The organism is Zobellia sp. B3R18, assembly GCF_018860715.1.
GTDB classification, from domain to species: domain Bacteria; phylum Bacteroidota; class Bacteroidia; order Flavobacteriales; family Flavobacteriaceae; genus Zobellia; species Zobellia russellii.
On sequence record NZ_JAHKQG010000012.1, the window covers coordinates 1 to 26674 of the forward strand.

Consider the following 26674-nt stretch of genomic DNA (forward strand, 5'->3'; position numbering starts at 1 on the left):
GGCGGCTTTCTTATCGTCCCAGAGATGGTCTACGTACTTGAACTGTTGTGCTGTATTTTTCATTTGAAGGGTTATTACGTTTGGGGACAAAATTATATGATGGGAAAAAGCTTTCCGTCCTGTACTGTACCGCTCGGCCCAAAAAAAATAAATATGTATATTTTGGGCGGATTATAATTTTTCATCTTTACTATTGTGCCGCCAAGGGGCAGTTCCACCGATAAAGAAAAGACCATCGCCCATGAACATATTCAATTTCATCGACATAGACGAGAACTCCCGCGTGCCCAAGTACAGGCAGATCGTGGACGCCATTATCCATAACATATCCTCGGGCAACCTTAAGATGGACGACAAGATCCCGTCTATCAACAGGTTCAGCGAGGAGTACCTCCTCTCGCGGGACACCGTTGAGAAGGCCTACAGTATTCTAAGGGAGCGCAAGGTGATCATCTCCATAAAGGGCAAGGGGTACTACATAGCCCGCACCAAGCTGATATCCAAGGTGAACATCCTGTTCCTGGTCAACAAGCTCAGTTCCTACAAGATGCGCATCTACAATTCCTTTATAGAGAGTATAGGGGGAACGGCGCACACGAACCTTTTCATCTACCATTGCGAGGAGGAGCTGTTCCTGAACCTTCTGGAAAAGAACAGGAACGCCTATGACTACTATGTGATCATGCCGCATTTCAAGACCGAGAAGCTGAAGCATGCCAGCCATACCCCGGAAGCTATAAAGGCGATCGACCGTATCCCCAAGGAGAAACTGATCATAATGGACAACCCCGTACCCGAACTGAAGGGCGGTTACATAGAGATCTACCAGGATTTCGAGAACGATATCTACCATGCGCTGAAGGAGGGGCTGGGAAAGATATCCAAATACGAGAAACTGATCATTACCTACCCCGAGGAATCGGTCTACCCGTACCCGAAGAGAATCCTTCACGGGTTCCGCAAGTTCTGCGGGGAGCACAGGATCGACTTTGAGGTGCTGGACGAGATCTATGACGATATGGTCCTTAAAAAGGGCGACCTGTTCATTACCATAAGCGAATCGGACCTGGTGAGTTTGGTGAACCAGATACGCAACCAGGAGTTCGACCTGGGGACCGACATAGGGGTGATCTCCTATAACGACACGCCGCTGAAGCAACTGTTGGGCATTACCTGTATCTCCACGGACTTCAAGGCTATGGGGGAGACCGCGGCCCGTATGATCATGGACAAGAAAAAGGGGAAGGTCAAGAACCCGTTCCGTTTCATTGATAGGAACTCGATATAAAAGATATGTTCGTTAACGGGTCTAGAGGTACCCTAGGTATTCTATCCTGTCCAGGTTCTTTTGGGTTTTCTGTTCGTAGAGTTCGGCAGTTCCAATTAGAATTTATTCATTATCTGAATTTCATTTCTTTAAAATTTCAAAGGGAATCAGTAATTCTAAAAACTTCTCTGAATCCAATATTTGTAATTATCTGAAGATGTTGTTGATTTAAGTTTAAGTCTTTTTAAAGGTGTATCCTATTTATTCTTCAATATCAATTTTCATAGTATTTCAAGATTTCTTCAACCTTAGAAATGCTTTCGACACAGTTATTTTATAGCAGTAGGGCAGGACACTACAGGACACCACAGCATGGTACAGGATGAGTTATAAGAATGGCCCCTATACATTTGAAGATAACTTAAAATATCGCTCAATATTTTAGGGATAATATATAACTCAACTAAATAATTCAAGATTATGAAAAAAAGATTTAGAGGAAATCCTCAGGGGTTTCTTATGATTATGATTCTGCTATGGGGGTTTACGATGCAAGCGCAGAGCGTTACCGTATCGGGAACCGTGGTTTCGGCAGATGACTCGCAGGCGTTACCCGGTGTAAATGTTGTTGTTAAAGGAACGACTACCGGCTCCGTAACGGATTTTGATGGAAACTATAGCATTGTAGCTCCCGATGCCAATAGTATTTTGGTATTTACTTACATAGGTTTTACCCCTCAAGAGATTCCGGTAAGTGGTAAAAGTCAGATTGACGTGTCCATGACAGAGGACGCAGCACTTCTAGATGAAGTTGTGGTAGTTGGGTACGGTACCCAGATTAAGCGTCAAGTAACTGGTGCAGTGTCTACGATTCAAGCCAATGAACTTGCGGATATACCTGTTTCACAGGTTACCCAAAAGATACAGGGTAGATTACCAGGAGTTCAAATAAATCAGGCCACAGGTAAACCGGGACAGGGAATGTCAGTTCGGATAAGGGGGCAATTATCCGTTTCAGGAGGAAGTGATCCATTGTACGTAGTAGACGGTTTTCCCATTTCCGGAGGTATAAACACCATAAACCCAGATGAGATTCAGGATATTACAGTGCTAAAGGATGCTGCCTCTACTTCGCTTTACGGTTCTAGAGCAGCCAATGGGGTAGTTTTAATTACGACTAAAAGTGGACGATCAGGAGAAACTAGTGTGAGCTTAAACATGACAACCAGCATGCAAAGTGTTCCGCAACGTGGAAGAATAGAGATGATGGATGCCGTGGAGTTCGCTCAATTCAAAAAAGAATATTATGAAGATCAAGGTAGCCCTGTTCCGGATATTTTTCAGAATCCGGCACAGTATGAAGGGCAGACCAATGATTGGTACGATGCACTTTTGAGAACTGCGCCTATGACCAATTATAATTTAAGTATTACTTCCAACAAAGAAAAATTAAAGACATCCGTAGTATTAGGCTTTTTTGACCAAGAAGGAGTTGTTCTAGGTTCTGACTATAAGCGTTACTCACTTCGTGCTAATTTGGATTACACCTTATCGGATAAGGTTCGTATAGGTGTAAACATTGCCCCCAACCATATAGTTGACAATGTGCCAAGAACAGATGGTACTAGGGGCACTGGTCTTTTGTTCAATGCATTGCATACATGGCCCATTATGCCAATTTATAATCCGGATGGTACAAGAACCGAGTTTAATAGATTTCCTGCGGATACAGGAAATATCTTCTCGTACGCCAACTGGTTGAACTCTGCGGAACGAATTAAGGATGAGACCAAAAGTGTTAACCTTTTGAGCAACGCGTTTCTTGAATATAAACCTATTGAGGGTCTTGCTATTAAGACTAGTTTGAATGCAGAATTATATAATGAGCAATATGAATTCTTCAGTCCAACTAACGCTACTTATTCAATCAACAGACCCGTGCCTACCAATAATGAGGCCATTTGGGACGATCGAAATACATTTTCTTGGTTGAACGAAAATACGATTACCTATGATAAGAGTATTGGTGATCATACCTTCTCCGTTTTAGGAGGTTTTACTTATCAGAAATACCGTCAAGATCGTAACAGGGTTCAAGCATCAGATTTTGCAGATGATCGTTTGCCTACTATACAAGGCGCGACCAATATTAACAGAAACGGGACTTTTGATGAAGTTAGAGAGTGGAGTTTGGTTTCTTTTCTATCTCGTCTTACCTATAACTACAAAGGAAAATATTTGTTGACCGGATCCATACGTAGTGATGGTTCTTCAAGATTTGGGTCGGAGAACCGTTGGGGTACGTTTCCTTCTGTATCCGCTGGTTGGATAGCTTCGGATGAGCCTTTCCTAGAAAATTCAGAAACTATATCCTTGCTTAAATTACGAGGTAGTTATGGTGTTACAGGAAATAATAATATTGGTAATTACACGCAATATGCCTTGATTGATAATACGGTAAATGCCGTTTTTGGAGATACTTTTGCACCAGGTTCGGCAGTTAACTCACTGTCAAATTCAAACTTAGGTTGGGAAACTACCAAACAGTTTGATGCCGGGCTTGATTTAAGTCTTTTTAATGATAGGGTATCCTTTGTGTATGATTATTATACAAAGAACACTACCAACTTACTTTATAATGTTCAGGTTGCTCGCGAATCAGGCTTCTCCAATTTTAGTGATAATATTGGTGAGATTCGTTTCTGGGGACATGAATTTGCCTTAAATACAGTGAACACAACTGGTAAGTTTCAATGGACGACCAATGCCAATATTTCATTCAACCGAAATAGGGTAGAAGCGCTGGCTGATGGAATTGATAGGGTTTATGGACCAGGAGGGTGGCATATTACTCAAGTAGGCCAACCCTTTGGTCAGTTTTATGGTCATGTATCGGATGGAGTATATCTCAATCAAGAAGATTTGGACAATTCACCTCAAGTCCCAGGTCGTTCTACGGTAGGTAGTATAAAGCTTGTGGATATAAATGGAGATGGTATTATTACAAATGGAGGAGATTTTGATGACCGAGCTATTACTGGAAGCCCTTTTCCAGATTTCACTTATGGTATTACAAATACTATTAAGTATGGCAATTTAGACTTTTCCATAGTGGGTACAGGTTCTCAAGGTAATGAGTTATTGGTACGCCACTTATATAGTACTACCAATCTTGATGGTGTTTTTAATCTTTTGAAAGATGTTGAGAATCGGTTTAGGTCCGTAGATAATCCAGGTGATGGTTTTTATGGAACTACCGTTGGAGGCGGAAACGTTACTGGTATAGAGAGAGACTGGATAAACGATCGCTTTGTGGCAGATGCCTCTTATTTCAACATTAGAAATATAACTTTAGGCTATACCTTACCAGGAGTGGATAAATATTTTAAATCGGCCCGTATATACGGATCTATTCAAAATGTACACATTTTCACCAAATATTGGGGAGGACCAAACCCTGAAATAAGTGTGCAGAATAACGGAGATGGAGACGGGGGCAACCTTGCTTCCGGGGTGGATATTTCTGGATACCCGGTTCCCCGCATTTTTAGTGTTGGTTTAAACTTAAACTTTTAAATCATAGACTACGATGACAAAACATATTTCACTTTCGACAAATTTTAAAACTGAAAAAATGAAAAAGATATTTTATTGTGTCGTAGCGTCCATGGCTTTTATAGTCAGTAGTTGCGATGACGAATTAACCATATTTCCCGAGGACTCATTAAGTGTTCCTACATTCTTTAAAACAGAAACGGATTTTACCCAGGCAGTTAACGGTGCTTATGTCCCGTTACGTCTGATTAACAACCAAGCCAAGCCTTATCTGGCGGAAATGCATTCAGACAATACTTATTTTGCTCGTAACACGGCATTTGGTGCAACGGATAATCAAGAAGATATTGCGGACCACTCCATACCTAGTGATGGGGGAATAACTGCTAATACTTGGGTGGAGCAGATTTACCGTGAATATTATCAGATCATAGCACGTACAAATCAAATTTTGACCACTATTGATGATGCGGAATTTGATGAAGCGGCCAAGGCAAACCTTAAAGGACAGGCTCTTTTTTTAAGAGCTTATTCGTACTTTGAGTTGACGCAGCTATTTGGTAGTGTACCTATGCACCTAGAACCTGTATTAGACCGTGATGGGGCAGCTTTGCCACTCTCTAGCGAGGACGACCTTTATGCACAAATTATTGAGGATGCTCAGGGAGCTACAGCCTTGTTGCCCCTTAAGTCGGAGCAAGAACCGGGTAGGGTTACACTAGGGGCGGCTCAAACCCTTTTGGCCAATGTTTATATCGTTAGAGAACAGTGGGCAGAGGCGGAGATCCTTTTAAAAGCTGTGGTAGCTAGTAATGAATATATGTTGATGCCTAATTATGAAGATGCTTTTTCTGGGAATAGCGAAAACAAGAACAATATGGAATCTGTTTTTGAAATTCAATACAGGGAGGGTGCCGAAGGTTTAAACGGAAGTTTTTTATATAACTTTCTACCAAGACCAATTACTGCCGAAGAAGTTGGTGCTATAACGGGAACTTCAAATCCACAACCGGTTAATGGTGAAGGAAACAATATACCTACACCGGACATAATTGATGCCTATGAAGAAGGAGATTTAAGGGAAGATGCTTCAATTATGTATGTTACTATTAGTGAAAGTTTTTGGGAAGATGGTGTTTACCCTATCATTAAAAAATATGTGGAGCCCCATGCATTACATAATAACCATGGAATGAACTGGCCCGTATACAGGTATTCCGAAGTGTTGTTGTTTTTAGCCGAAGCTTTGGAAGAACAAGGTAAAGACGGAGAAGCTCTTCCTTATCTTAATCAGGTTCGTACACGTGCTGGTCTAGGTGATCCTGTGGGGGATCTGGGAGAAGCTATCTTTAACGAAAGAAGGGTGGAGCTTGCTTTTGAAAACAAAAGATGGTTTGATTTGGTAAGGACAGGCAGGGCTATAGATGTGATTACCGCTCACGGTAATAAAATAAAGGCGAATCCTATTGATTATTACTATCCTGCTGGTGTAGAGCCAAGAGGCAATGTTTTTACCAATATTTCTGAACGTTACGCCTTACCTGCATCGGAATCTTCATTAAATCCAAATTTTTAATTGAATCGGAAAATATAATTTATCAAAGAAAATTAAAGGTCATGGACATCCATGACCTTTAATCGTACAAAAAATTTCACTTGTAATCTATCAATTAGAAGTGCGGAAAAATCAAAGAATAAACCAAGAATTGTTGTAAATGTAGAACCTTAAAAGGAGGCTTTAGGTTTCTTAATTTTATGGAAATTATCAGTAGAAGAATTATGACAATCAAAAAAATATAATAGGAATTATGAATAAATATAGTAGCGTATTTAAATTAATGGGGAGAACTCTTTTTGCTTTAACATTACTGTTAGGTTTTCAATCTTGTAAAGAAAAAAAACAGGAAACTACTGTAGAAACCACGGCAAAAGTTCAAGAGAAAGAAGACGGTTTTATAAATATATTTGATGGGAAAACCTTGACAAATTGGAAAGGCGACCTCAATTATTGGCGTGTTGAAAATGGTCATCTAGTAGGAGAGGTAACCCCGGAAACCCTTTTGAAAAGTAATACCTTTATTATTTGGCAAGGAGGGCAGCCGGATGACTTTGAGCTGAAGTTGGAATTTAGAATAACCGAATCCGGTAATAGTGGCATAAATTATAGAAGTGATTTGATCGATACCATACCTAACGCCATGAGGGGATATCAAGCAGATATTGATGGAAAAATTAGGTATACGGGACAGAACTATGAGGAAAAGAAAAGGGCTACATTAGCATACCGTGGGGAGAAAGTAAAAATAAAGACTCAAGATAATCCGGATGTTGCCGGTTCTTTACGAGGCAATGTAAAAAAGAATTGCTGGCAAAGTAGAGAGGTAATAGGTTCTTTGGGAGAATCGGATTCGTTAAAGACTAAGATTAAAAGTGAAGATTGGAACGAAGTACATCTGGTTATAAAAGGAAATCGCCTTCAGCATTACGTAAATGGGACATTAATGAGTGACGTAATTGATGAAGATACTATAAATAGAAAATTAAAAGGACATTTAGGAGTGCAGGTACATGTTGGCCCGCCTATGAAGGTAGAGTATAGAAATATACAGCTAAAGAACTTGTAGACATCTAAAAGATAAAGATAGTTAGAATGGGAGATTTAAAAGATTTTCAAAAGTTGGTTATTTCAAATGCAAGCCACGTTAAAGGATTAACGGTAGGAGATAAAGCTCCGGACTTTACGCTTCCCAATGCCTTAGGGAAAGAGGTTTCGCTATCTAAACTTTTAAAATTTGGTGTAGTTGTCATCAAATTTTATCGTGGTGAATGGTGTCCTATTTGTAATTTAGACCTGAAGGAAGTACAAAGTAAACTACCCGATATTACATCTTTAGGAGCTTCATTTTTGGCAATAAGTCCTCAAAACCCTGATGAAGCATTAACGGCAAAAGAGAAAAACAGTCTTGATTTTGAAGTGCTAAGTGATGCACATCAAAAAGTCATTAAAGCGTATAATCTTCAGTTTGATCCAGGAGAGGATTACCATGCGCGAAGAGATTTAACACTTTTAAATGGCGATGGTTCAAAAACACTTCCTGTTCCCGCAACATTTATTATTAACACTGATCAAATTATTGAAGCTGCCCATGTTGAAGCAAATTATACAGAAAGAATGGGAGTGTCTGAAATTCTATCGGTACTTAAAGATTTAGCGAACAAAAAGTAATACGTTGGGTGAATGTAACACAAGAATTTATAAACAATAATCACGCCCGCTCTCAGGACAGCACAGGATGGGTAAAGCTTCTATAACACATAAGTTTGAATAAGATTCCTTACCCGACTTCTAAGGTTTGAACAGAGAATCTAATTTAAGAGAACTAACAAATATCAAGTTTATGAGTATAAAAATTTTAGCGGTAATCTTTCTTTGTGGTGGCGTACTAACATTAAAGGCACAAAAAGCGGAGAAAGAACTGCAGGTTAAAAAGCCTAACATTATTTTTATTTTAACGGATGACCAACGTTTTGATGCTCTGGGTTATGCAGGGAACAAACTTATTTCTACCCCTGAAATGGATAAGTTGGCAAAAGAGGGTACCTATTTTGAAAACGCAATGGTTACCACTCCGATCTGTGCGGCAAGTAGGGCTAGCATTTTAACCGGGCTTTATGAGCGTACCCATAATTTCAATTTCCAGACAGGAAATATTAGAGAATCGTACATGGCTGAATCATATCCTTCAATTTTAAAAGAGAATGGATATTTTACCGGTTTTTATGGGAAATATGGGGTTCGTTATGATAAACTAGAGAATCAATTTGATCAATTTGAGTCCTATGACCGTAATAATGAGTATAAGGACAGACGTGGTTATTACTATAAGACGTTAGGTAAGGATACTGTTCATTTAACGCGATATACGGGACAGAAAGCTATAGATTTTATTGCAGATGTAAAGACGGATAAACCTTTTTGTCTTTCTTTAAGTTTCAGTGCTCCCCATGCACATGATGGGGCAAAGGACCAATATTTTTGGCAGGGAGAATCAGATGCCTTGCTTCAGAACATCAATATGCCCGATGCAGATTTAGGAGAGGATAAATATTTTGAGGCTCAACCTAAATTTGTACGAGATGGTTTTAACCGGTTACGTTGGACCTGGAGGTACGATACCCCTGAAAAATATCAGCATAGCGTAAAAGGCTACTATAGAATGATTTCTGGTATTGATAGGGAAATTGCCAAAATTAGGGCCGAGCTGGAAAAGAAGGGACTTGCAGAAAACACGGTTATAATTCTCATGGGCGATAACGGCTACTTTTTAGGGGAGCGCCAGCTTGCAGGTAAATGGTTGTTATATGATAATTCCGTAAGGGTGCCTTTAATAGTCTTTGACCCAAGGAAAAAAAAGCAAAAAGATAGTGATGTCATGGCCCTGAACATAGATGTACCTTCTACAATTCTGGATTTGGCCGGCATTGATCAACCAAAAGCGTGGCACGGTAAAAGTCTTATGCCTATTGTGAAAAGCGCCAAGCGCGATTTTGGGCGGGATACTGTGCTCATTGAGCATATTTGGGAATTTGAGAATATACCACCTAGTGAAGGAGTACGTACAAAAAATTGGAAGTACTTCCGGTATGTTAATGACCAATCTTTTGAAGAACTTTATAATTTAAAAGACGACCCCAAAGAAATACATAATCTGGCCAAGGATGCAAAATATGCCGAAAAATTAAAGGCTTTTAGAAATAAAACTAACAGTCTTATTCTAGAGCATTCGGATGAATATTCCAATGGACCAAGCGACTTGATTGTAGAATGGATACGCAACACAGAGGGTGTTGCCATTATTGATGACAAACCAGAATTTGGATGGGTGGTGCCGGATGGCGCAGTTTCACAACCGGCCTATCAAATATTGGTAGCTTCAACCAAAGAAAAAATAGACAGCAATATTGGTGATGTTTGGAATAGTGGACAAATGCGGACCAATGCCTCATCAGAAATAGAGCACGGTGGGTCAGCTTTAAAAAACGGAGAGACCTATTTCTGGAAGGTACGTATTTGGGACCAAGATAATCGACTATCAAGATATTCTCAAAGTCAGTCTTTTACCATGGGAAGCCCCAAGGCAACCATAACGACCCCAAATAGTTTTCAAATAGACAAAATTAAACCTGTCAAATTCGAAAACAGAGGCGATACTTATTTCATGGATTTTGGAAAAGCGGCTTTCGCTACCCTCAATTTTACATATAAGGCCCAAACTTCAGGTATAGTTACCTTTAGAATTGGGGAACAATTAGACGGGGAGAACATCAACAGAAAACCTTTTGAAAAAAGTCATATCAGGTATCAGGAAATTAAAATGAAGGTAAATCCGGACCAAACAGAATATCAACTTGAAATTAAACCGGACAAGCGAAATACCTTACCCGGCAAGGCACTACCTCTTCCTAAAGGTTTTCCTGTCTTAATGCCTTTTAGGTATGTAGAGGTTCAAGGTATAGAGGGGGACGTTAATGCGGAAGACTTTACATTCTTAGTGCATCATAGCTACTGGGAAGACAGTGCCAGTAGCTTCAAAAGCTCAGATGATATTTTAAATCAGGTTTGGGAAATTTGTAAGTACACGATAAAAGCTACAACATTTAACGGTCTTTATGTAGATGGCGATCGAGAGCGTATTCCATATGAAGCAGATGCTTATTTGAACCAATTGAGCCATTATACAACAGATCGTGAATATGCTATTGCCAGACAAACCATAGAATATTTTATGGAACATCCTACATGGCCAACGGAATGGCAACAGCATGTGGCGCTTATGTTTTATGCAGATTATATGTATACGGGCAACACAGAACTGATCAAGAAGTACTATGACCGGTTAAAGTATAAAACGCTTTACGAGCTTGCTAATGAAGATGGTCTTATAACCTCTACTAAAATGACTCCGGAATTGATGAAAAACCTTGGGTTTCCCGAAAAAATGAAGGAGACCTTTAGGGATATTGTAGATTGGCCTTCTGCGGGCTGGGGAGGAGACCCATCAAATAAGGGGGAACGTGACGCTTATGTTTTTAAAGATTATAATACTGTAGTAAATGCGTTTTATTACCAGAATATGAAAATCATGGCCCAATTTGCGGAGGTTTTGGGTAAAACGGAGGAGGCACTGGATTTTGAACTCCGAGCTTTAAAGGCAAAAAAAGCGGTCAACGAAAAAATGTTCGATGCCGAACGTGGTGTATATGTAGATGGAATTGGAACGGACCATGCAGCTCTGCATGCCAATATGTTGCCCTTAGCCTTTAACATGGTACCGGAGGAACATATTTCTTCTGTTGTAGAACACGTAAAATCTAGAGGAATGGCCTGTAGCGTTTATGGTTCACAATACTTAATGGATGGATTGTATAACGCCGGAGCAGAGGACTACGCGTTGGAATTATTAACGGATACCAGTGATAGAAGCTGGTATAATATGATCCGTATAGGGTCTACTATGACCTTGGAAGCTTGGGACCTGAAGTACAAGAACAATCTAGATTGGAACCATGCGTGGGGTGCTGTGCCCGCAAATGCCATTCCACGAGGACTTTGGGGTATTCAACCCAAAACACCGGGGTTTGGAGTCGCTATTATAAAACCTCAAATGAGCGATTTGAAAAATAGCAGTATTGAAGTGCCTACCATTAAAGGAACAATAAAAGGAGAATATACCTATGAGACTTCTAGGCTTCAGGTTTTCAAAATTGAGATTCCGGCAAATATGGTAGCAGAGTTTGAAATTGCTCCATCACCAGGAAAAGAGTTAATGCATAATGGTAAAAAAGTAAATGCCGCTTTCGGTTCTGTACGTTTGGAACCAGGGCATCATGAAATTAAATTGGTAATCAATTCTTTTTAAAGATAATATAGTAGCAATGGTCTACATTGTGCTTATTTTGGAGACGCCAAAACAGGGAGCATATTTTTACAAAATCATGGGTCCAAGTATTTTACCGGAATATTAATATCAAAGAATTATAATAATGAAAACATCTAGACGAAGTTTTATTCAGAAAACAGCCTTGGGAACTACGGGTGCTATACTCGGAAGTTCCAGCTTATCTGCTAAGAGTTATAGAAAAGTTATGGGGGCCAATGATAGGATCCAAGTAGCCATAGCTGGTTTGGGCCGTCGTGTTGGAGCCATATATGCTCCAGTAGAGTTAAAGAGTAATAATGTGGAGCTCGTTTACCTTTGTGATGTTATGGAAAGCCAGCGTGTAAAAGCAGCAAAAGAAATGACTCCTCGTTTGGGGTATACTCCAAAACTGGAAAATGATATAAGAAAGGTGCTTGAGGATAAAAAGGTAGATGCATTGTTTAATCTAACACCTGATCACTGGCATGCTCCAGGTTCTATAATGGCACTAAAAGAAGGAAAACATGTATATGTTGAAAAGCCTTGTAGCCATAACATGGCCGAAAACGAACTGCTCGTTGCTGCGCAGAAAAAATATGATAGAGTGGTTCAGATGGGTAACCAACAACGTTCTGCTCAGCATAGTATAGATATTATCAAGCAAATTCATGATGGTGTAATAGGTAAGCCATACAAGGCTGTAGCCTTCTTTAGTAGCAAACGGGGAGAGGTTCCACATCAAAAAGCGGCTCCAGTTCCTACAGGACTAGACTGGGAATTGTTTCAAGGACCTGCTGTTCGCCGTGATTATACTTCGGAGACATGGAATTACAATTGGCATTGGTACGGTTGGAATTACGGTACCGCAGAATTGGGAAATAACGGTACACACGAGCTAGATGTAGCACGTTGGGCCTTACAAGTAGATTTTCCAAATCATGTGGAGGCAGATGGCATTAAATCTGCCTTTGTTGATGATGGTTGGGAGATGTACGATACCATGGAGGCTACATTTAAGTTCGATAACAATACTACTATTAAATGGGACGGAAAGAGTAGAAACGGATACGGGACCTATGGCGGCGGACGTGGTACGATTATTTACGGTAGCGAAGGCAGTGTTTATGTAAACCGTGATTTATACAAGTTGTATGATCGTGAGGGAAACTTGGTAGAAACGGTCAAGGCCAAAACCAAGGAAGGCGGGTTAGAGCTTGGTGGCGGTGGAGGAATGAGTACCATACATGTGGGTAATTTTTTCAATGCCATTAGAGGTAAGGAAACTTTACAAGCCCCTATAGATGATGCCTCTAAAAGTATGGCGTTGGTACACTTTGGAAATGTAGCTTATAGAATTGGAAATGGTTTTGATATAGACCCCAAAACAGGTAGAATGTTAGATAGAAAAGCCTTGGCTTTATGGGGAAGGGAATATGCTGCGGGTTGGGAGCCTACGCTGTAGAACTTCTATAAAATAATATAAGAAACGGGGTAATGTTCTTTTTGGGAGATTACCCTGTTTTAGTTATTGGGGTGCTCCAATTACTTTTACATCTGTCATCTCTTTGCCGTTAGTTCTTGTCTTTTGTTCAACAAAATAAGGTTGAAAAGTATAGGATGAATTATCGTCCCAAATGGCATTTTTAGTGGGCAGATGTTGTTTTAAACGCCTTGTAATTTTTAGGTAATCAGGGTGGTTCGCTAGATTGGTGAATTCGTTGGGGTCATTTTTATGATCATATAATTCTTCCGTTCCATCTTCGTAGCGAATGTATCTAAATTGCTTGGACTTGACGGCGTGATTGTTCATCCCAAAGGTTGTGATTGCAAAATGGGGATTTAGATCGTTATCATTCATTAAGGGAACAAGACTTTTTCCTTCGTTTCTTTCATAAGCAGGTAGTCCGCACAGTTCCAAAAGAGTAGGGTAAATAGACAGTAATTCGGCGGGCTCATCTATTACTTTTCCTTTGGGTAAATTGGGAGCCGCAAATAATAGGGGTGTTTTGGTCGCGGCATTCCAAAGGGCATGCTTGGCAAAGGTGCTTTTTTCTCCCAAGCGATAGCCATGGTCGGACCAAAGAACAATAACCGTATTATTGGCATGTTCACTTTCATCAAGCGCATCTAACAGTCTTCCTATTTCGTAATCTACGTAGCTCACACAAGCCAAATAGGCCTGAATGATTTTTGGCCATTCTCCACTTTTAATGGCCCAATCCGTAGAGGGCATCATGGGCAAATCATTTATCTGTAATGCCACAGGAGGAACATCGTTTAAATCATCTGCCCGATAGGGTCTAGTTTTTATACTGTCCAGCGGATGGAGGTCAAACCACTTTTGTGGCACATAAAGAGGTACATGTACCCGTAAGAAACCTATTCCCATAAAAAAGGGACGGTCGTAGGTTTTCTTTAAACGCTCGTTGACCCAATTTACGGATTGGTGGTCGGGCATCAATGAGTCGGCTTCTGGGAAAGCACCCCAATCTGTACTTGTTCTTCCGTATTTATTACGGTCTGAAGTACCAAAACCGTCCCAAACAAATCGTTCATCGGGATAAGGTCCAAATCCTTTCTCCCTGCTGCCAGACTCATCAAAAACGCCATTGGGCGCATGTGCATGAAATAACTTTCCTATACCCATAGTGTGATACCCATTTTTCTTGAAATACTCAGGAAGCAAAATGATATCCTTCGTGGCGGGATTGTTCTCTGAACGTATTTCTACATCTGATATCATGCCATAAATACCAGTGGTTGATGGGCGTAGACCTGTCATTAATGAAGCTCTTGAAGGACCGCATAATGGGGCTTGGCAGTGTGCATCCGAAAAAATTACTCCCTTAGAAGCCAAACGGTCTATGTTGGGAGTTTTGGTGCCTGAATATTTATCGAGTATTCCAATCATATTATTCAGGTCGTCTACAGCAATGAATAGTACGTTGGGATGTTCAACTTTTACAGTTTTTTTTATCTTTTCTTCCTCTTTACAGGCGGATAAACACAGTAAACTTAAAGCTAAAACGAAAAATGAGCCATTTCTCATAAGGTTGCTAATATGACTTCAATTGTTAGTTCTACCACTTTGTTTTTGTCAAAATAGGCCATGATAGGAATAGCTTCGGCACCGGGAACCATATTAAAGATACGTTCTTTAGACGTTTCTCTTATGGTGAGGGGGACATTTGAAGTGATTTTTACCAAACCTTCTGGTTTTTGTACGGTAAGCTCATTCGGATTGAGTTGTGTGACCGTCTCGCTGCTAGGAGAAATAATAGGTAGTACAAAAGAGGTTCTAGAAATAATTTCCTGATTGGTTTTAGCAACTATTCGTAAAGAATTTTCAGAACACTCATAGATCAGATTGAAATCTGAAGCAGTAGTTTTTACAGTTTGGTTGTGCTCGTTTTTTAATAGGCATTCCGCATTTATTAAAATTTGCCCATTGGTATCATTGGAGGAAATAGTTGCGGTACGATCAAAAATATTAGAGCTCCATTCACCATTATGTATGGTTTCGATTCTTGGGGTAAAAGGAAAATCTTCTCCCGGATTGGGTTGTTGGTTTAATGGCTCTACCAACTTATATTTGGCCATACTTGCCGCTAACAGTAGCCCAACTTTGTTGTGGTACAATAAAGATAAGGCCCCTCCCGTAGCTTGGCGATAATATCCATCTTTATAAATTGCATCATAGGCAGTTACGGTCCCTCTCCAATTTCCCCGGGCAAAAAGACTAGTATCTATTTCCTTATAATGTTTTATACCATCGGCAGTACTTCTAGGTAGAGGAGTTTCTGTATTTATTTTGGGCAAATCATTCCAATTATCTAATAAATGGGCCAATGGTTTGGTATGTGCAAAGGTGTGGTGTATACAAGGTTTAATGCCGTGCGATGCATAGTGAATTCCTCCATGTAACAATCCGTTGTGGGTACAGCGTCTCAATAATTCGTTATATTTTACCGCGGCCGTGCCCAAAGCGGGGTTGCGGTTGGCCATAAGTACCAATGCAGGTTGACTGCCATCACAAGTACGACTTCCCCAATACGTCCACTTAAACATTCGTGTTCCCCAGCCATTGTCCCAACCCCCATCTGGTAACATGAATTCTAAATGAGTGTTTAGGGATTTATCCAAAAGCTCAAGAAGTTGAGTATCGTTTTCATTAACGGCATATAGTACAATATTGTTCAACGATTCCTCCACGTTATAGCCTAAATCTATACCTTTTAATCCCTTGTTGCTTAGCTTATGTGCACTTGGTTTTATTTCTCCATATAAAAAATTATTAGGTTTTGTAAAATAGGTTTTGATGGCTTCCGCTAGTTCTTTACTACGAGATAGGTATTCTGGCTTATTGAGCATTTTTCCAATGAGATTTAGGGCGTAGATGGTGGTGGCGCCATAATTTACATTGGTCACATCCATCGTTGGAAATTTCCTGTAAACAAAATCGGCAGCTCTGGCCAATCTAGCCCTCCATCGTTCACGCCGTTCCTCATCTAGCAAATCTCCATGATAGTGTAGGGCTTCGGCAAGGGAAATGGCACCAAAAACCGTAATTCCGTTCCAAGATTTGGGATTAAGGTCGTTGGACCAAGCTCCACTGGGTAAGGTTACATTTTCGGCCCACTCCATCACGGCAATACCGGAATTAAGATATTTTTGTTCCCCCGTATACTTTGCCATGGCCAGAAGAGGATATACGGCGTCCATCATTCGTCCGTGGACCTTATTGCATGCCGGGCATTTGAACATACCGTGTATCCTAGGGTTGTCCGCATCCATAATTTGGGTTTGGATAAGCCCGTCACACCAATCTTTTAAAAGGTCATAAACAAGTTTCTTATACTCTGAAGAATGTTCTTTGGTAATCTTATCGGAACATGAATTGAACCATGGCCCTATTGCTAGGGTAAGAGCAGCCGTGCCTAAGCCGGAGAGTTGTACAAATTCTTTTCGATTCATTATCGCCGATTTATTTGGTTACCTCTTTCTAGTTGTCCTTTGTCATTTTATAGATTTCGGAACCTGCACTTAAAAAGGCTCCAGTACCATATACTTCCGTTTTGTCCGGACTGGCATTCCCTGGAGCTGCCCCTATGGGTTGGACATATCCTAGCATGCCATTTTCATGCACATATCCGGTCATGGCGTTCCATCCATTAATTACGGCTATTTTATAGTTTTTTCCTTTTAATATTCCGTTATTGATGCCCCATGTTAAACCGTATATAAAGAATGAAGAGCCGCTGGTCTCAGGGGTAGGATAGAATTCATGGCCCAATAAGCTCATGGCCCAATGCCCTTTTGGTGTTTGTATTTCTAGAAGTTTTTCAGACATTTTTTTGTAAATGTCCAAGAAGTATTCATACTCTTTGGTTTGAGGCTTTAAATTAGATAGGATATCGGTCAAACCAGCGTAAACCCAACCATTACCACGTCCCCAAAATATTTTGGTACCATTGTCTAACTTACCTTTAAATCGTTCGTCCCTGTAGTATAAATTTTCTTCTTCATCAAATAAGAACTCGGTAGTGGCTTTGTATTCTTCAAACATAAAATCCAAATACTTCTGCTCTCCAGTTATATTATAGAGGTCGGCCCAAACGGGTGGAGACATAAATAGGGCGTCGCACCAATTCCAACGATCTTGGTGGTAGGGCGTGGCCCAATTTAATTTGGTCTTGGCAGGATGGTGTATAAGAAAATTAAATTGTTCCTTAGTGGGTTTTAACATTTCCTCTTGGTTATATTTTCGGTACAGAGCTGCATACATGCGGCCAACGGCATGATCATCTGCATGATATTTTCGCTCGTGAAGTTGCCAGTTGTTTTGATCACCAATACCTTTTAACCAATTATAGTAGGTATCATCATCTGCCATTTCTGCCCATTTGGCCATACCAACATATAGTGCTGCGTTTGTCCAATGCAAAGGATGATGGGGTTTCTTATTGCTATAACTGTCATTAATGTGGTCCATTTGCCAGTCGGCAACCTTTTTCATAACATCTTTCACTTCTTCGGGTTTAATTTTTTGGGCGTTACAGAAGTAAACGGATAAAAAGGAAATAAGGAGTAATTTAAAGGTTCTCATAAGGATTATTTTGTGATTTTTTAAAAACGCTACATGTGGCACTTCCATTTTGGGTAAATATTAGAGGCTCTATGGAACAACAATTTTAGTGGTGTTTTTAAGAATTTGCATCCTGTTCTATCCTGTCAGGCTATACAATAATGAGTCGTTTTAAGTTAAAAAAAAGGCAGCTCGATAGAACTGCCCTTTATAACCAAAATAGTAAAGTATACTAGTGCGTATAGGGAACCGTGCCCGTTTCATCAATGGGGTATCCCCACCTTTTAATGTATTCCGTACCTGATAAAAATTCATCACCGGTTTCTTCTAAACGCTGATAAAGCAGTTTCTCCAAATCATCTTGCACGGTAGTATAACCTTCATTACCAACAAGGTTATTCAGTTGGTAGGGGTCCAATTTATTATCAAAAAGAAGCCATGGGCCTGTTAAATCCCTAGCATAAGTATATTGCTGTGTCTTAATAGCTCTATATTCCCTAGCTCCATGCTGTACTTTGTTCCATTGTCCAAACGGTTGTACGCATGTAAGTAACGTGGCGTCTCCTATCTGTTCCTTTCCTTCCATATAGGGCCTATAATTTATTCCTTCTACGGTAGTTGGAATTGAAATGTTGCACAGGCCTAAAATGGTGGGCATAATATCTTCTGAATTCATCAGTGCATCTCGTTCACCTTCAGAAATTTTAAGCTGTTCCGGAATGCGGAACAACATTGGAACCCGTGCAGACTCTTCGTAGGGTTGTTGTTTTTTGTATGCGCCATGGGAACCCAATAAATCCCCATGGTCAGAGGTGAAGACTATTATGGTATTATCATAGTTGCCGGAGTCTTTTAGGTTTTTAATCAACTTGCCTATCATATCGTCAATTGCGGCAATATGGGCGTAATAGCCGGCCAAATCTTTTTTAGCCTTTGCTTTGAGACTGTCCGGGACATTTTTACGTAATTGAATCTTATCTGGGTCAAATCGATTTCTATATTCCTCCGGTGCCGTATGGTACGGCGCATGTGGTGTGCCGTAAGAAAGAATCATCATAAAAGGATTGTCGGAAGATTTTCTTTCTTTAATATAATCGATGGCCGCATCGGTTTGTTCAAAGGTATCGTACCCGTCCCAAATTTTTCTGTTCGGGTCTTCATTATCATAATATACCGATTTGTTGTAGTCATGGGTACATTCGTTGCCCTTCCAGAATTTGAATCCTTGCCTTCTTTGACCGGGAGCCACATTCTGAAGCCTGCCGTGCCCGTCCAAATGCCATTTGCCAATATAGCCAGTATCGTAATTTTCTTTATTAAATACTTTGGCAATTGTTACCGCATTGGTATCTAATTGAACATCGTTCATAAAGACCCCATGGGTCAATGGACGTTGACCAGTTAAAAGTGAAGCCCTAAAAGGAGAGCATACGGGCATACCAGAAACTGCATTTGAAAAGTTTACGCTTGTCGTGGCCAGTTCATCTAGATTAGGCGTGTTTACATTTGGGTCTCCAGCATAGCTTGTTGCTTGCGCCCGCCATTGGTCCGTTAGGATAATGAGAACGTTGGGTCTAATACTGTTCTTAGGGGTTTGCTTAAGATTCTTATTGTTTTTACAGTAACTAAAAGCAATTAAAACTGCTGCGAAAATAAAATAGCACGTTTTTCTCATAAGTTTTGTAATCAGTTTTTCCAAGATTCTTCTATTTTTTTCTTTAACTCTTCAACTATGGAAGGGTTTTCATCCGCAATATCTGTCTGCTCTAATGGGTCTTCATAAATATTGAACAATTGAACTTTTTCGTTAGGTCTATTTTTGGAATTGGGGACAATTAACTTATAAGAATCCGTCATAACCATTTTATATTTTAGACTTTCTTCTACGGTATTGAAATCGTGATTATAGATTTCTCCGAAAACTGCTTTTCGTTTTTCAAATTTTTTAAGTGGCTATAGAAGAACCTCTTGCACCACATCTTCGCTTAAAGACTTATCAAAAAGAAAACCGTAGGCATATGTTACCAAATCTTGGTACATATCATCAAATATTCTTTTAAAAGCAAAATGGTTCTTGCTTTGTATTTCTCTTAAAACAGTGTCTAAATCCAAGTTAATTTTATTCAATACTCTATCAATAATATTGAATGCCTGGATCAATAGCATCCTGTACTGTGCTGATTATGGATGTTGTTAAGTTGCAGAGGAATTTTATAGCAAACATGTACCTTGCATAAAGATGCGGTTAATTGGATAGTCCTCCGTCTTTTCATTAGCTTGGCTTGGAGATTAACTATAATAGCTACAGTATTGTGTTTATTACCTTTCATTTCACAAATAACTAGCACGATATGTGAACTAACATTTGCACATAATTTTCATGAATAATTGGCTTTAACAGCATTGTGCAGGATACATTACCGTTTTTCTAGCTTTATTTTTGATATAATCAAGAATGACCAACTTATAAGGTATAAGAGCTCAACGGTCTTGACAATTGTAAATAGTGTCTTAAAGAGGCTCTGTAAGTGTGAAGACGGTAAGTTCAAAAAAGAAGTTGAATCTACTGAAAAGTTTAAAATCTAGATGAGAAAATGGTTAGAAAAGCATTCAAAATGAAGGTATATGAGGATAAAATCGAGGAATATACCAAAAGGCACAATCCAATTTGGCCAGAATTAAAAGAAGTACTTAAGAACCATGGCGTTCGTAATTACAATATTTTTTTAGATACCGAGAGCTGTTTTTTGTTTGGTTACGCCGAAATAGAATCAGAAGTAAAGTGGAATCAGATAGCCAATACTCCAATTTGCAGAGAATGGTGGAATTATATGGCAGATCTTATGGAAACGAACGAAGATAACAGTCCAGTATCCACAGATTTAGAACATCTGTTCTACATGAAATAGTCTGTTTCTTTAAGAGTTGATTTTTTTGATTGAAAAGAGTCAACTTCAAAAACATCAATAAAGACCCCTGTAACTTTACACTCAATTTCATATTATGTATAAATACATGTTACCAATCAGAAATATAACAGTCATTTGTATATGTACTATCCTTTTTAGTTGTAAAAATGAAAGTAAAAAGAGCCAAAAAACTCTTCCCATAACATCTAAAACGGAATTACCTCAAAAGCCCAATATTCTATGGTTGGTTACTGAGGACATGGGGCCGTACATTCCTTCTTTTGGAGACTCTACAATTGTTACTCCAAATTTGAGCCGTTTGGCAAAAGAGGGTGTTGTATATCCTAATTTATATTCCACATCAGGAGTTTGTGCTCCGAGTAGAGCGGCTATTACAACGGGGATGTACCCGTCAGGTATTGGGGCCAACCATATGCGTACCACTTCATATACAGAGGAGACCGGATTACCTTCTTACGGAGCAGTTCCGCCAGCAGAAGCTCGTATGGTTAGTGAGTTATTACGTATGAATGGGTATTACTGCTCAAATAACAATAAAGAAGATTATCAATTTAGAGCCCCTAAAACGGGTTGGGATGAGAGTAGTCCCTACGCGCATTGGAGAAATAGAGGGAATGATCAACCATTTTTTTCGGTTTTCAATTTTACGGATACGCATGAATCTGGGCTGTTCGAACCTTATGGGTTTAGAAATATTGAAACAAGGCATTATCATGCAGGTGATACAACATATACATGGAAAAGCGACCGTATGACAGAACAGGAAACACCTGTGCATTTATCCAAGGAAACGGAGTTTTCTATTCCTCCTTATTTACCGGATACACCCACGGTACGTCGTGATATGTGGAAAGCATATAACAATATAGCTGAAATGGACAGACAGGTTGGCGCAATATTGAAGCAGCTGGAAGATGATGGACTTTTAGAGAATACTATAATCTTTTTCTATGGCGATCATGGTGGACCGTTACCTAGGGAAAAACGGTTAGTGTACGATTCTGGCTTAAATACGCCATTGATTATAAGGTTTCCTAATAAACAACATTCGGAAATCAAAGATGATCAGTTGCTTAGTTTTGTAGATTTTGCCCCCACGTTACTTTCTTTAATAGGTGTTGAACCTCCAAAGTATATGCAGGGGAAAGCTTTTTTAGGGGATTATAAATCGAAGGAAAAACGAAAATATATTCATGGCGCCGCAGACCGTTTTGACGGTTTTACGGATGTAATCAGAGCCGTACGCGATAATCAATTTAAGTACATAAGAAACTATAGACCTGACCAAGGCTATTATTTGCCGGTTGAGTATAGAGAAAGGATTCCAACTATGAAGGAAATGTTACGTATGCATGATGAGGGAAAATTAGATAGTATACAGAGCCTTTGGTTCAGGGAAAAAAAGGAAGCGGAAGAATTGTATGATTGTGAAGCGGACCCATATGAGATAAACAATTTGGCCAAAGACCCTGCTTACGGTAAAAAGCTGGAAGAATTAAGCACTGAAATGGATCGTTGGCTCCAAGAAATAAGGGACAACCCTAATCTGCCAGAAAGGGAGTTAATTGCGCAATTATGGAATGGAGCTGACAGCCAACCGGTGACTTTGGAACCGAAAATTTCTTTTAATCAGAATACAGTTGTAATTAGTAGTGCTACCAATGGCGCTTCTTTAGCATATAAAGTTATAAGCAAAGAAGGAAAAACTCCAAAAGTATGGCAGGTTTATAGCCAACCGTTTCAAATTCCAGAGGGGAGTAAAGTAGTGGCACAAGCCTATAGAATAGGGTATGAGCCCAGTGCAGTAGTTGAGAAAAATATAGAGTAGACCGCCCGAAAATATTTGGAGCTGAGGTTACCTTATTTTATAAGATGTTTAGGTAAGTCCTCTACGCGTTCGCAGCATAGCTGGTCCATGACCTGTTTGAACTGGGTCCTTAACATGGCAATGGTGTGGTCGCCGCCTTTGTTTCCCAGTGCCCCGCACCCGTAGAGGAAGGACCTTCCCATAAAGGTGAACTTTGCCCCGCTGGCCATGGTCCTTGCGATATCGGGTCCCGAACGCAGTCCGCTGTCCATCATGATCTCTATCCGGTCACCGTATTTCCCTGCTATCTCGGCAAGGGAACTAATGGTGGACTGTGCGGCGTCCAGCTGCCTTCCGCCATGGTTGGAAACGATGATGCCGTCGAACCCCATGCGAATGGCGTCCTGGGTGTCCCGTTCCGATGCCACGCCCTTGAGCACGAGTTTCCCCTTCCATCTGTCGCGGATGGGCCTTATCCTTTCCTCGTTCAACCGTCCCGAAAAGGTTCTGTCCATGAACTGTCCCAACTGTTTCAGGTTGAGGCCTTCGGGCGTATAGGGCTTCAAGGTTTCAAAAGTGGGCTGCCCGTATTTCAGGGTGTTCATGGCCCAAGTGGGCCTGCCCAGAATCTGCAGGATATTGGCCAGCGACATTTTCGGGGGCAGTGCCAACCCGTTGCGGATGTCCCGCGGCCTGTAGCCAAAGGTGGGCACGTCGCAGAGCAGTACCAGTACGGGGCAGCCGGCGGCCTCGGCCCTGTTTATGATATCGTCGCGAAGGGCATCTTCTGCGGGATTGTATAGCTGGAACCAGGCATTGCCCTCTGTCAGTTCGCTGGCCCGTTCTATATCCATCGTGGTAACGGTGCTCAGGATAAAGGGTATGTTGTTCTTGAACGCCGATCTGGCCAATATCTCGGGCGAATTGGGCCACATCAGTCCCTGGAGCCCTACGGGGGCTATCCCGAACGGGGCATCAAACTCCATTCCCAAAACTTTGGTCCTGGTCGAACCGGTACCCTGGTTCCTCAGGTACCTAGGTTGTAACTGTACCTTGCGGATGTCCGAGGTGTTCCTTGCTATGCTTACGTCCTCGTTGCAGCCACCGTCCAGGTACTCAAAGGCGAACTTGGGTATACGTTTCATGGCCTTGTTTCTCAAATCGTCCATTGAAGGATATGCGGGGTTGAATTCCTTGTTCATATGATGGGTCTATTTTAGGCTGAACGGCCGGTGTTTCTTGATAGCGTAGTTTTTGTCCAGGAACGAGGGCTCCAGCTCCGTATCGGAAATAACGATCGCGGCCCCAAGGGCGGACCCCAACGATGAATCTGTCGTGCTGAGCTTCATGTTCCCCATGTAATGGGAGAGGAGCTGGATGTAGATCTTGTTGTCGCTAAAACCCCCGTCCACATAAAGTTGGTCTATTTCGGAACTTCCCATCGCCGCCCTTACACTTTTCTCCTGGAGCAGTACCAGTTCCAGCATCAGCTGGTGGTAGGCATGCTCGAACCTGTCGTAGGGTATCGAGGTGCTCTGTGGCATGTCCGCAGAGGACATGGTGTCCCATTTGAACATGTGCACGAAATCCTTGTTGATCTCGAAAAAGGTATCCTGATCGAACTCCACTTTCTTATGGGCGTCTGGGGATACGTTGAAGTGCTCCGCGAGCGCCCTTACCCGTAGCTTGTACTCGTTGCCCAGGAACAGGCGGGAAACCTTTACGGGACTTCCGTCTATTCTCATGTTGAACAAGGAGCCGTTCCCGATATCGCCGGCACTGAGCATCCCCGGGTTAAAAGGGTTTATGGAAATGCTCCATGTGCCCGTGGAGACCAATATGAAAGGCTTTTTAGCGCTCTTGATGTAGGGCAACAGGGCGGAGGAACTGTCGTGTATGCCAACGCCCATTTTGATCGTCCTGCCCTTATAGTCCACCGGAACGGTCTTTCTGGAAGACACCAGCGGCGGTAATTTCTTGTCGATGCCCTCTTGATAGACCCATGAATGGTAGTCCTTTTTTTCGAAGTCCCAGAGCATGGTGTGGCACCCGATGCTCGTATATTCGCTTACCGGGATCCCGGTGAACAGATAGCTCAGGTATTGGGGCAGGTGCAGGGAGTAGCTTATTTTTTTGAAGGTTTCCGGTCTGGTCCTCTTCAGCCAATAGAGGTGCATACCGGTGTTGAGCATGCCCAGTTTTGGGGATCCGGTGACCCTTGACAGTTCGTCCTCGGGCCCGTATTCCTTATAGAATGAATCAAGGATATCCCCGTTCAGGGGCTTCATGTAGTTGTAGAGGGGCGTGAGCGGTTTCCCGTTTTCGTCGATGTGTACCCAACTGGCGCCGTAACAGGAAAAGTTCAAGGCCTCTATTTCAAATTCGTTGGAAATTAGGATTTTATCGAAAGTTTCCTTTACCCAGTCCTCCAGTGCCCTGAGGTTTTCGGTAGGGTAGCCGTCCTCATCGGTTATCTCTTCAAAACGTACGTATTCACGGTGCACCTCCTGGAAGTTCCCGTCAAAAAGAAAGAACTTTTTGTTGGTCTTCCCGATATCGAATACCGCCGTTACTTTAGTTTTCATGACTATGTAATTATTGTCTGGATGTTATATTTCAACATCTTGATCTCTTTTAAATCTTTTATTTGAGTGTGGTTACTAGATTTAAACATCACTCTTATTTTATACAACCGTTTGTGTGTAGAGACTAACATCTTTTCGGTATAAGTTACTATAGATTTTAGTTTTCTACGTCTTGTACATGATAAACATTTTCCAACCCTCAGCTTGCTGCGGAACTAGTTGAAAATTCATCTGAGGGGTGAATTATGTAACTCTGGTAAAAATACTTCCATGGGCCGTACGGCCCATGGAAATAAAAACAAACTAACTCAAAACGATCTATCTTACAAAGGCATTCGCCATACCCCCGTCCACATTGATGATGTTCCCTGTGGTCTTGCTCAATACGCCCACGCATGCAAATACCCCGTCCGCGATATCCTTGGGATATATGATCTCGTTCAGGAGATTGCGTTTGGCGTAATGTGCGGGAAGCTCCTCAACGGTGATCCCGTAGGCCTTTGCACGTCCCTCGGCCCAATCGCCTTCCCATATCTTGCTGCCCACGATCACCCCGTCCGGGTTTACGGTATTGACCTTTATTTTGTCGCCCCCCAGTTCCGCGGCCAATAGGCGCGCCATATGCTGCTGTGCGGCCTTCGCCGTTCCGTAGGCCACGTTGTTGGGCCCGGATACGAGCCCGTTCTTGCTGGCTATGCTTATAAAGTCACCTCCCTTGTCCTGTTTGCGCATGATGGCCACGGCCTGTTTGGCCAGTTCGAACTGCCCCTTTACCAAGACGTCCTGCAGTATGTCCCAATCCTTTTCCGAGGTGTCCTGTAGGGGTTTTGAAATGGCGAGACCCGCGCTGTGCACCACGATATCCACGCCCCCGAACTCCAGACAGGCCTTTTTATAGGCGTCCGCTACCGATGCGCTTTTGGTGACGTCGCACACGGCATAGCTTGCGGTATCCCTTGGGTAGGTGGCTACGCCTTCCTTCAGCCTGTCCTCGGCAATATCGGTCAGTACCACGTTGGCGCCCTCTGCGGCGAGCTTGTCGGCAATGGCCTTTCCTATGCCGCCCCCCGCTCCGGTGACCAGGGCTACTTTACGTGACAAAGGTTTTTCCTTTGGCATACGCTGCAGTTTGGCCTCTTCCAACAACCAGTATTCGATATCGAAGGCCTCCTGTCTTGGTAACGATGTATATTCCGTGATGGCTTCCGCACCGCGCATGACGTTTATGGCATTGACGTAGAACTCATTGGCCACACGGGTGGTCTGCTTGTTCTTCGCGAAGCTGAACATGCCTATTCCCGGATAGATGATGATCACCGGACTGGCATCCCTAACGGCGGGACTATTGGCACGTTTATGGTCGTCGTAGTACGCTTGGTACTCCTTTCTGTACTGTTCAAAGGCGGGACGGAGCTTGGCGAGCACGGCTTCCGTATCGGAAAGGTCCTCGTTGGCATCCAGTTTCAGTACCAAAGGCTGGATCTTGGTTCTCAAAAAGTGGTCTGGGCACGAGGTGCCCATGGGC

18 protein-coding genes are annotated in these 26674 nt (G+C 41.6%); 9 read left to right on the plus strand and 9 right to left on the minus strand.

Translation table 11 applies throughout. The annotated features are described in order from the left end of the window. The first annotated feature begins 241 nt into the window (after positions 1–241). The 7 genes from KO513_RS14710 to KO513_RS14740 all read left to right on the plus strand — a co-directional run bounded on the left by KO513_RS14710 (position 242) and on the right by KO513_RS14740 (position 13204). Positions 242–1288 carry a GntR family transcriptional regulator gene (locus KO513_RS14710; RefSeq protein WP_215914047.1) on the plus strand — a complete coding sequence of 349 codons (1047 nt, stop codon included), beginning with the start codon at positions 242–244 and terminating at the stop codon, positions 1286–1288. A gap of 459 nt (positions 1289–1747) precedes the next feature. Next, entirely contained in the window at positions 1748–4843 is a 3096-nt protein-coding gene (locus tag KO513_RS14715; RefSeq protein WP_252735851.1) for a SusC/RagA family TonB-linked outer membrane protein, read from the plus strand. Between the two features lie 58 nt (positions 4844–4901). Next, complete coding sequence (locus KO513_RS14720; protein ID WP_246560418.1) at positions 4902–6398, plus strand: RagB/SusD family nutrient uptake outer membrane protein; 1497 nt, start codon at positions 4902–4904, stop codon at positions 6396–6398. A gap of 232 nt (positions 6399–6630) precedes the next feature. Beyond that, a complete protein-coding gene (locus tag KO513_RS14725; RefSeq protein ID WP_246560421.1) occupies positions 6631–7446 on the plus strand; it encodes a 3-keto-disaccharide hydrolase in 816 nt (271 codons plus the stop codon). 26 nt (positions 7447–7472) lie between these two features. Next, a complete protein-coding gene (locus tag KO513_RS14730; RefSeq protein ID WP_215914048.1) occupies positions 7473–8048 on the plus strand; it encodes a peroxiredoxin-like family protein in 576 nt (191 codons plus the stop codon). Positions 8049–8220: 172 nt separating this feature from the next. Next, positions 8221–11742: a sulfatase-like hydrolase/transferase gene (locus KO513_RS14735; RefSeq protein ID WP_215914049.1), complete on the plus strand. Its 3522-nt coding sequence runs from the start codon at positions 8221–8223 to the stop codon at positions 11740–11742. Between the two features lie 124 nt (positions 11743–11866). Next, entirely contained in the window at positions 11867–13204 is a 1338-nt protein-coding gene (locus KO513_RS14740; protein ID WP_215914050.1) for a Gfo/Idh/MocA family protein, read from the plus strand. A 63-nt stretch (positions 13205–13267) separates the two neighbouring features. Here KO513_RS14740 and KO513_RS14745 read toward each other — a convergent pair whose 3' ends face one another. The 6 genes from KO513_RS14745 to KO513_RS14770 form a co-directional block, all read right to left on the minus strand. Next, the gene (locus KO513_RS14745) at positions 13268–14791 is read right to left on the minus strand and encodes a sulfatase (RefSeq protein ID WP_215914051.1); all 1524 of its coding nucleotides are present in this window, start codon (positions 14789–14791) and stop codon (positions 13268–13270) included. Further along, positions 14788–16716, minus strand: coding sequence for a hypothetical protein (locus KO513_RS14750; protein ID WP_215914052.1), 1929 nt, complete (start codon positions 16714–16716; stop codon positions 14788–14790). The genes KO513_RS14745 and KO513_RS14750 overlap by 4 nt, the downstream gene beginning before the upstream one ends. A 28-nt stretch (positions 16717–16744) precedes the next feature. After that, on the minus strand, positions 16745–17848 hold the full coding sequence (locus KO513_RS14755) for a glycoside hydrolase family 88/105 protein (protein ID WP_215914053.1): 1104 nt from the start codon (positions 17846–17848) through the stop codon (positions 16745–16747). A gap of 211 nt (positions 17849–18059) precedes the next feature. Then, positions 18060–19502 carry a sulfatase family protein gene (locus KO513_RS14760; RefSeq protein ID WP_215914054.1) on the minus strand — a complete coding sequence of 481 codons (1443 nt, stop codon included), beginning with the start codon at positions 19500–19502 and terminating at the stop codon, positions 18060–18062. Between the two features lie 11 nt (positions 19503–19513). After that, on the minus strand, positions 19514–19684 hold the full coding sequence (locus KO513_RS14765) for a hypothetical protein (protein WP_215914055.1): 171 nt from the start codon (positions 19682–19684) through the stop codon (positions 19514–19516). A gap of 96 nt (positions 19685–19780) precedes the next feature. Next, on the minus strand, positions 19781–19993 hold the full coding sequence (locus tag KO513_RS14770; protein WP_215914056.1) for a hypothetical protein: 213 nt from the start codon (positions 19991–19993) through the stop codon (positions 19781–19783). Positions 19994–20421: 428 nt separating this feature from the next. On the opposite strand from KO513_RS14770, the gene rhaM reads away from it, so the two are divergent. Both rhaM and KO513_RS14780 read left to right on the plus strand, forming a co-directional pair. Then, positions 20422–20736 (plus strand): L-rhamnose mutarotase, encoded by a 315-nt coding sequence (gene rhaM / locus KO513_RS14775; protein ID WP_215914057.1) that lies wholly within the window; start codon positions 20422–20424, stop codon positions 20734–20736. Between the two features lie 106 nt (positions 20737–20842). After that, entirely contained in the window at positions 20843–22585 is a 1743-nt protein-coding gene (locus KO513_RS14780; protein ID WP_215914058.1) for a sulfatase-like hydrolase/transferase, read from the plus strand. Positions 22586–22617: 32 nt separating this feature from the next. On the opposite strand, the gene KO513_RS14785 is transcribed toward KO513_RS14780, so the two are convergent. The 3 genes from KO513_RS14785 to KO513_RS14795 all read right to left on the minus strand — a co-directional run. Then, a complete protein-coding gene (locus tag KO513_RS14785) occupies positions 22618–23766 on the minus strand; it encodes an alpha-hydroxy acid oxidase (protein WP_215914059.1) in 1149 nt (382 codons plus the stop codon). Between the two features lie 9 nt (positions 23767–23775). Beyond that, the gene (locus tag KO513_RS14790) at positions 23776–25149 is read right to left on the minus strand and encodes an FGGY-family carbohydrate kinase (RefSeq protein WP_215914060.1); all 1374 of its coding nucleotides are present in this window, start codon (positions 25147–25149) and stop codon (positions 23776–23778) included. A gap of 318 nt (positions 25150–25467) precedes the next feature. Continuing rightward, a partial coding sequence (locus KO513_RS14795; RefSeq protein ID WP_215914061.1) for an SDR family NAD(P)-dependent oxidoreductase occupies positions 25468–26674 on the minus strand: 1207 nt, incomplete at its 5' end.

Coding starts and splice junctions, on each gene's coding strand:
- KO513_RS14760 (WP_215914054.1), bottom strand. CDS start 19,502: ATGAGAAAAACGTGCTATTTTATTTTCGCAGCAGTTTTAATTGCTTTT.
- KO513_RS14750 (WP_215914052.1), bottom strand. CDS start 16,716: ATGAATCGAAAAGAATTTGTACAACTCTCCGGCTTAGGCACGGCTGCT.
- KO513_RS14710 (WP_215914047.1), top strand. CDS start 242: ATGAACATATTCAATTTCATCGACATAGACGAGAACTCCCGCGTGCCC.
- KO513_RS14720 (WP_246560418.1), top strand. CDS start 4,902: ATGAAAAAGATATTTTATTGTGTCGTAGCGTCCATGGCTTTTATAGTC.
- rhaM (WP_215914057.1), top strand. CDS start 20,422: ATGGTTAGAAAAGCATTCAAAATGAAGGTATATGAGGATAAAATCGAG.
- KO513_RS14745 (WP_215914051.1), bottom strand. CDS start 14,791: ATGAGAAATGGCTCATTTTTCGTTTTAGCTTTAAGTTTACTGTGTTTA.
- KO513_RS14755 (WP_215914053.1), bottom strand. CDS start 17,848: ATGAGAACCTTTAAATTACTCCTTATTTCCTTTTTATCCGTTTACTTC.
- KO513_RS14740 (WP_215914050.1), top strand. CDS start 11,867: ATGAAAACATCTAGACGAAGTTTTATTCAGAAAACAGCCTTGGGAACT.
- KO513_RS14730 (WP_215914048.1), top strand. CDS start 7,473: ATGGGAGATTTAAAAGATTTTCAAAAGTTGGTTATTTCAAATGCAAGC.
- KO513_RS14735 (WP_215914049.1), top strand. CDS start 8,221: ATGAGTATAAAAATTTTAGCGGTAATCTTTCTTTGTGGTGGCGTACTA.
- KO513_RS14725 (WP_246560421.1), top strand. CDS start 6,631: ATGAATAAATATAGTAGCGTATTTAAATTAATGGGGAGAACTCTTTTT.
- KO513_RS14715 (WP_252735851.1), top strand. CDS start 1,748: ATGAAAAAAAGATTTAGAGGAAATCCTCAGGGGTTTCTTATGATTATG.
- KO513_RS14785 (WP_215914059.1), bottom strand. CDS start 23,766: ATGAACAAGGAATTCAACCCCGCATATCCTTCAATGGACGATTTGAGA.
- KO513_RS14780 (WP_215914058.1), top strand. CDS start 20,843: ATGTTACCAATCAGAAATATAACAGTCATTTGTATATGTACTATCCTT.
- KO513_RS14790 (WP_215914060.1), bottom strand. CDS start 25,149: ATGAAAACTAAAGTAACGGCGGTATTCGATATCGGGAAGACCAACAAA.
- KO513_RS14770 (WP_215914056.1), bottom strand. CDS start 19,993: ATGCTATTGATCCAGGCATTCAATATTATTGATAGAGTATTGAATAAA.
- KO513_RS14765 (WP_215914055.1), bottom strand. CDS start 19,684: ATGACGGATTCTTATAAGTTAATTGTCCCCAATTCCAAAAATAGACCT.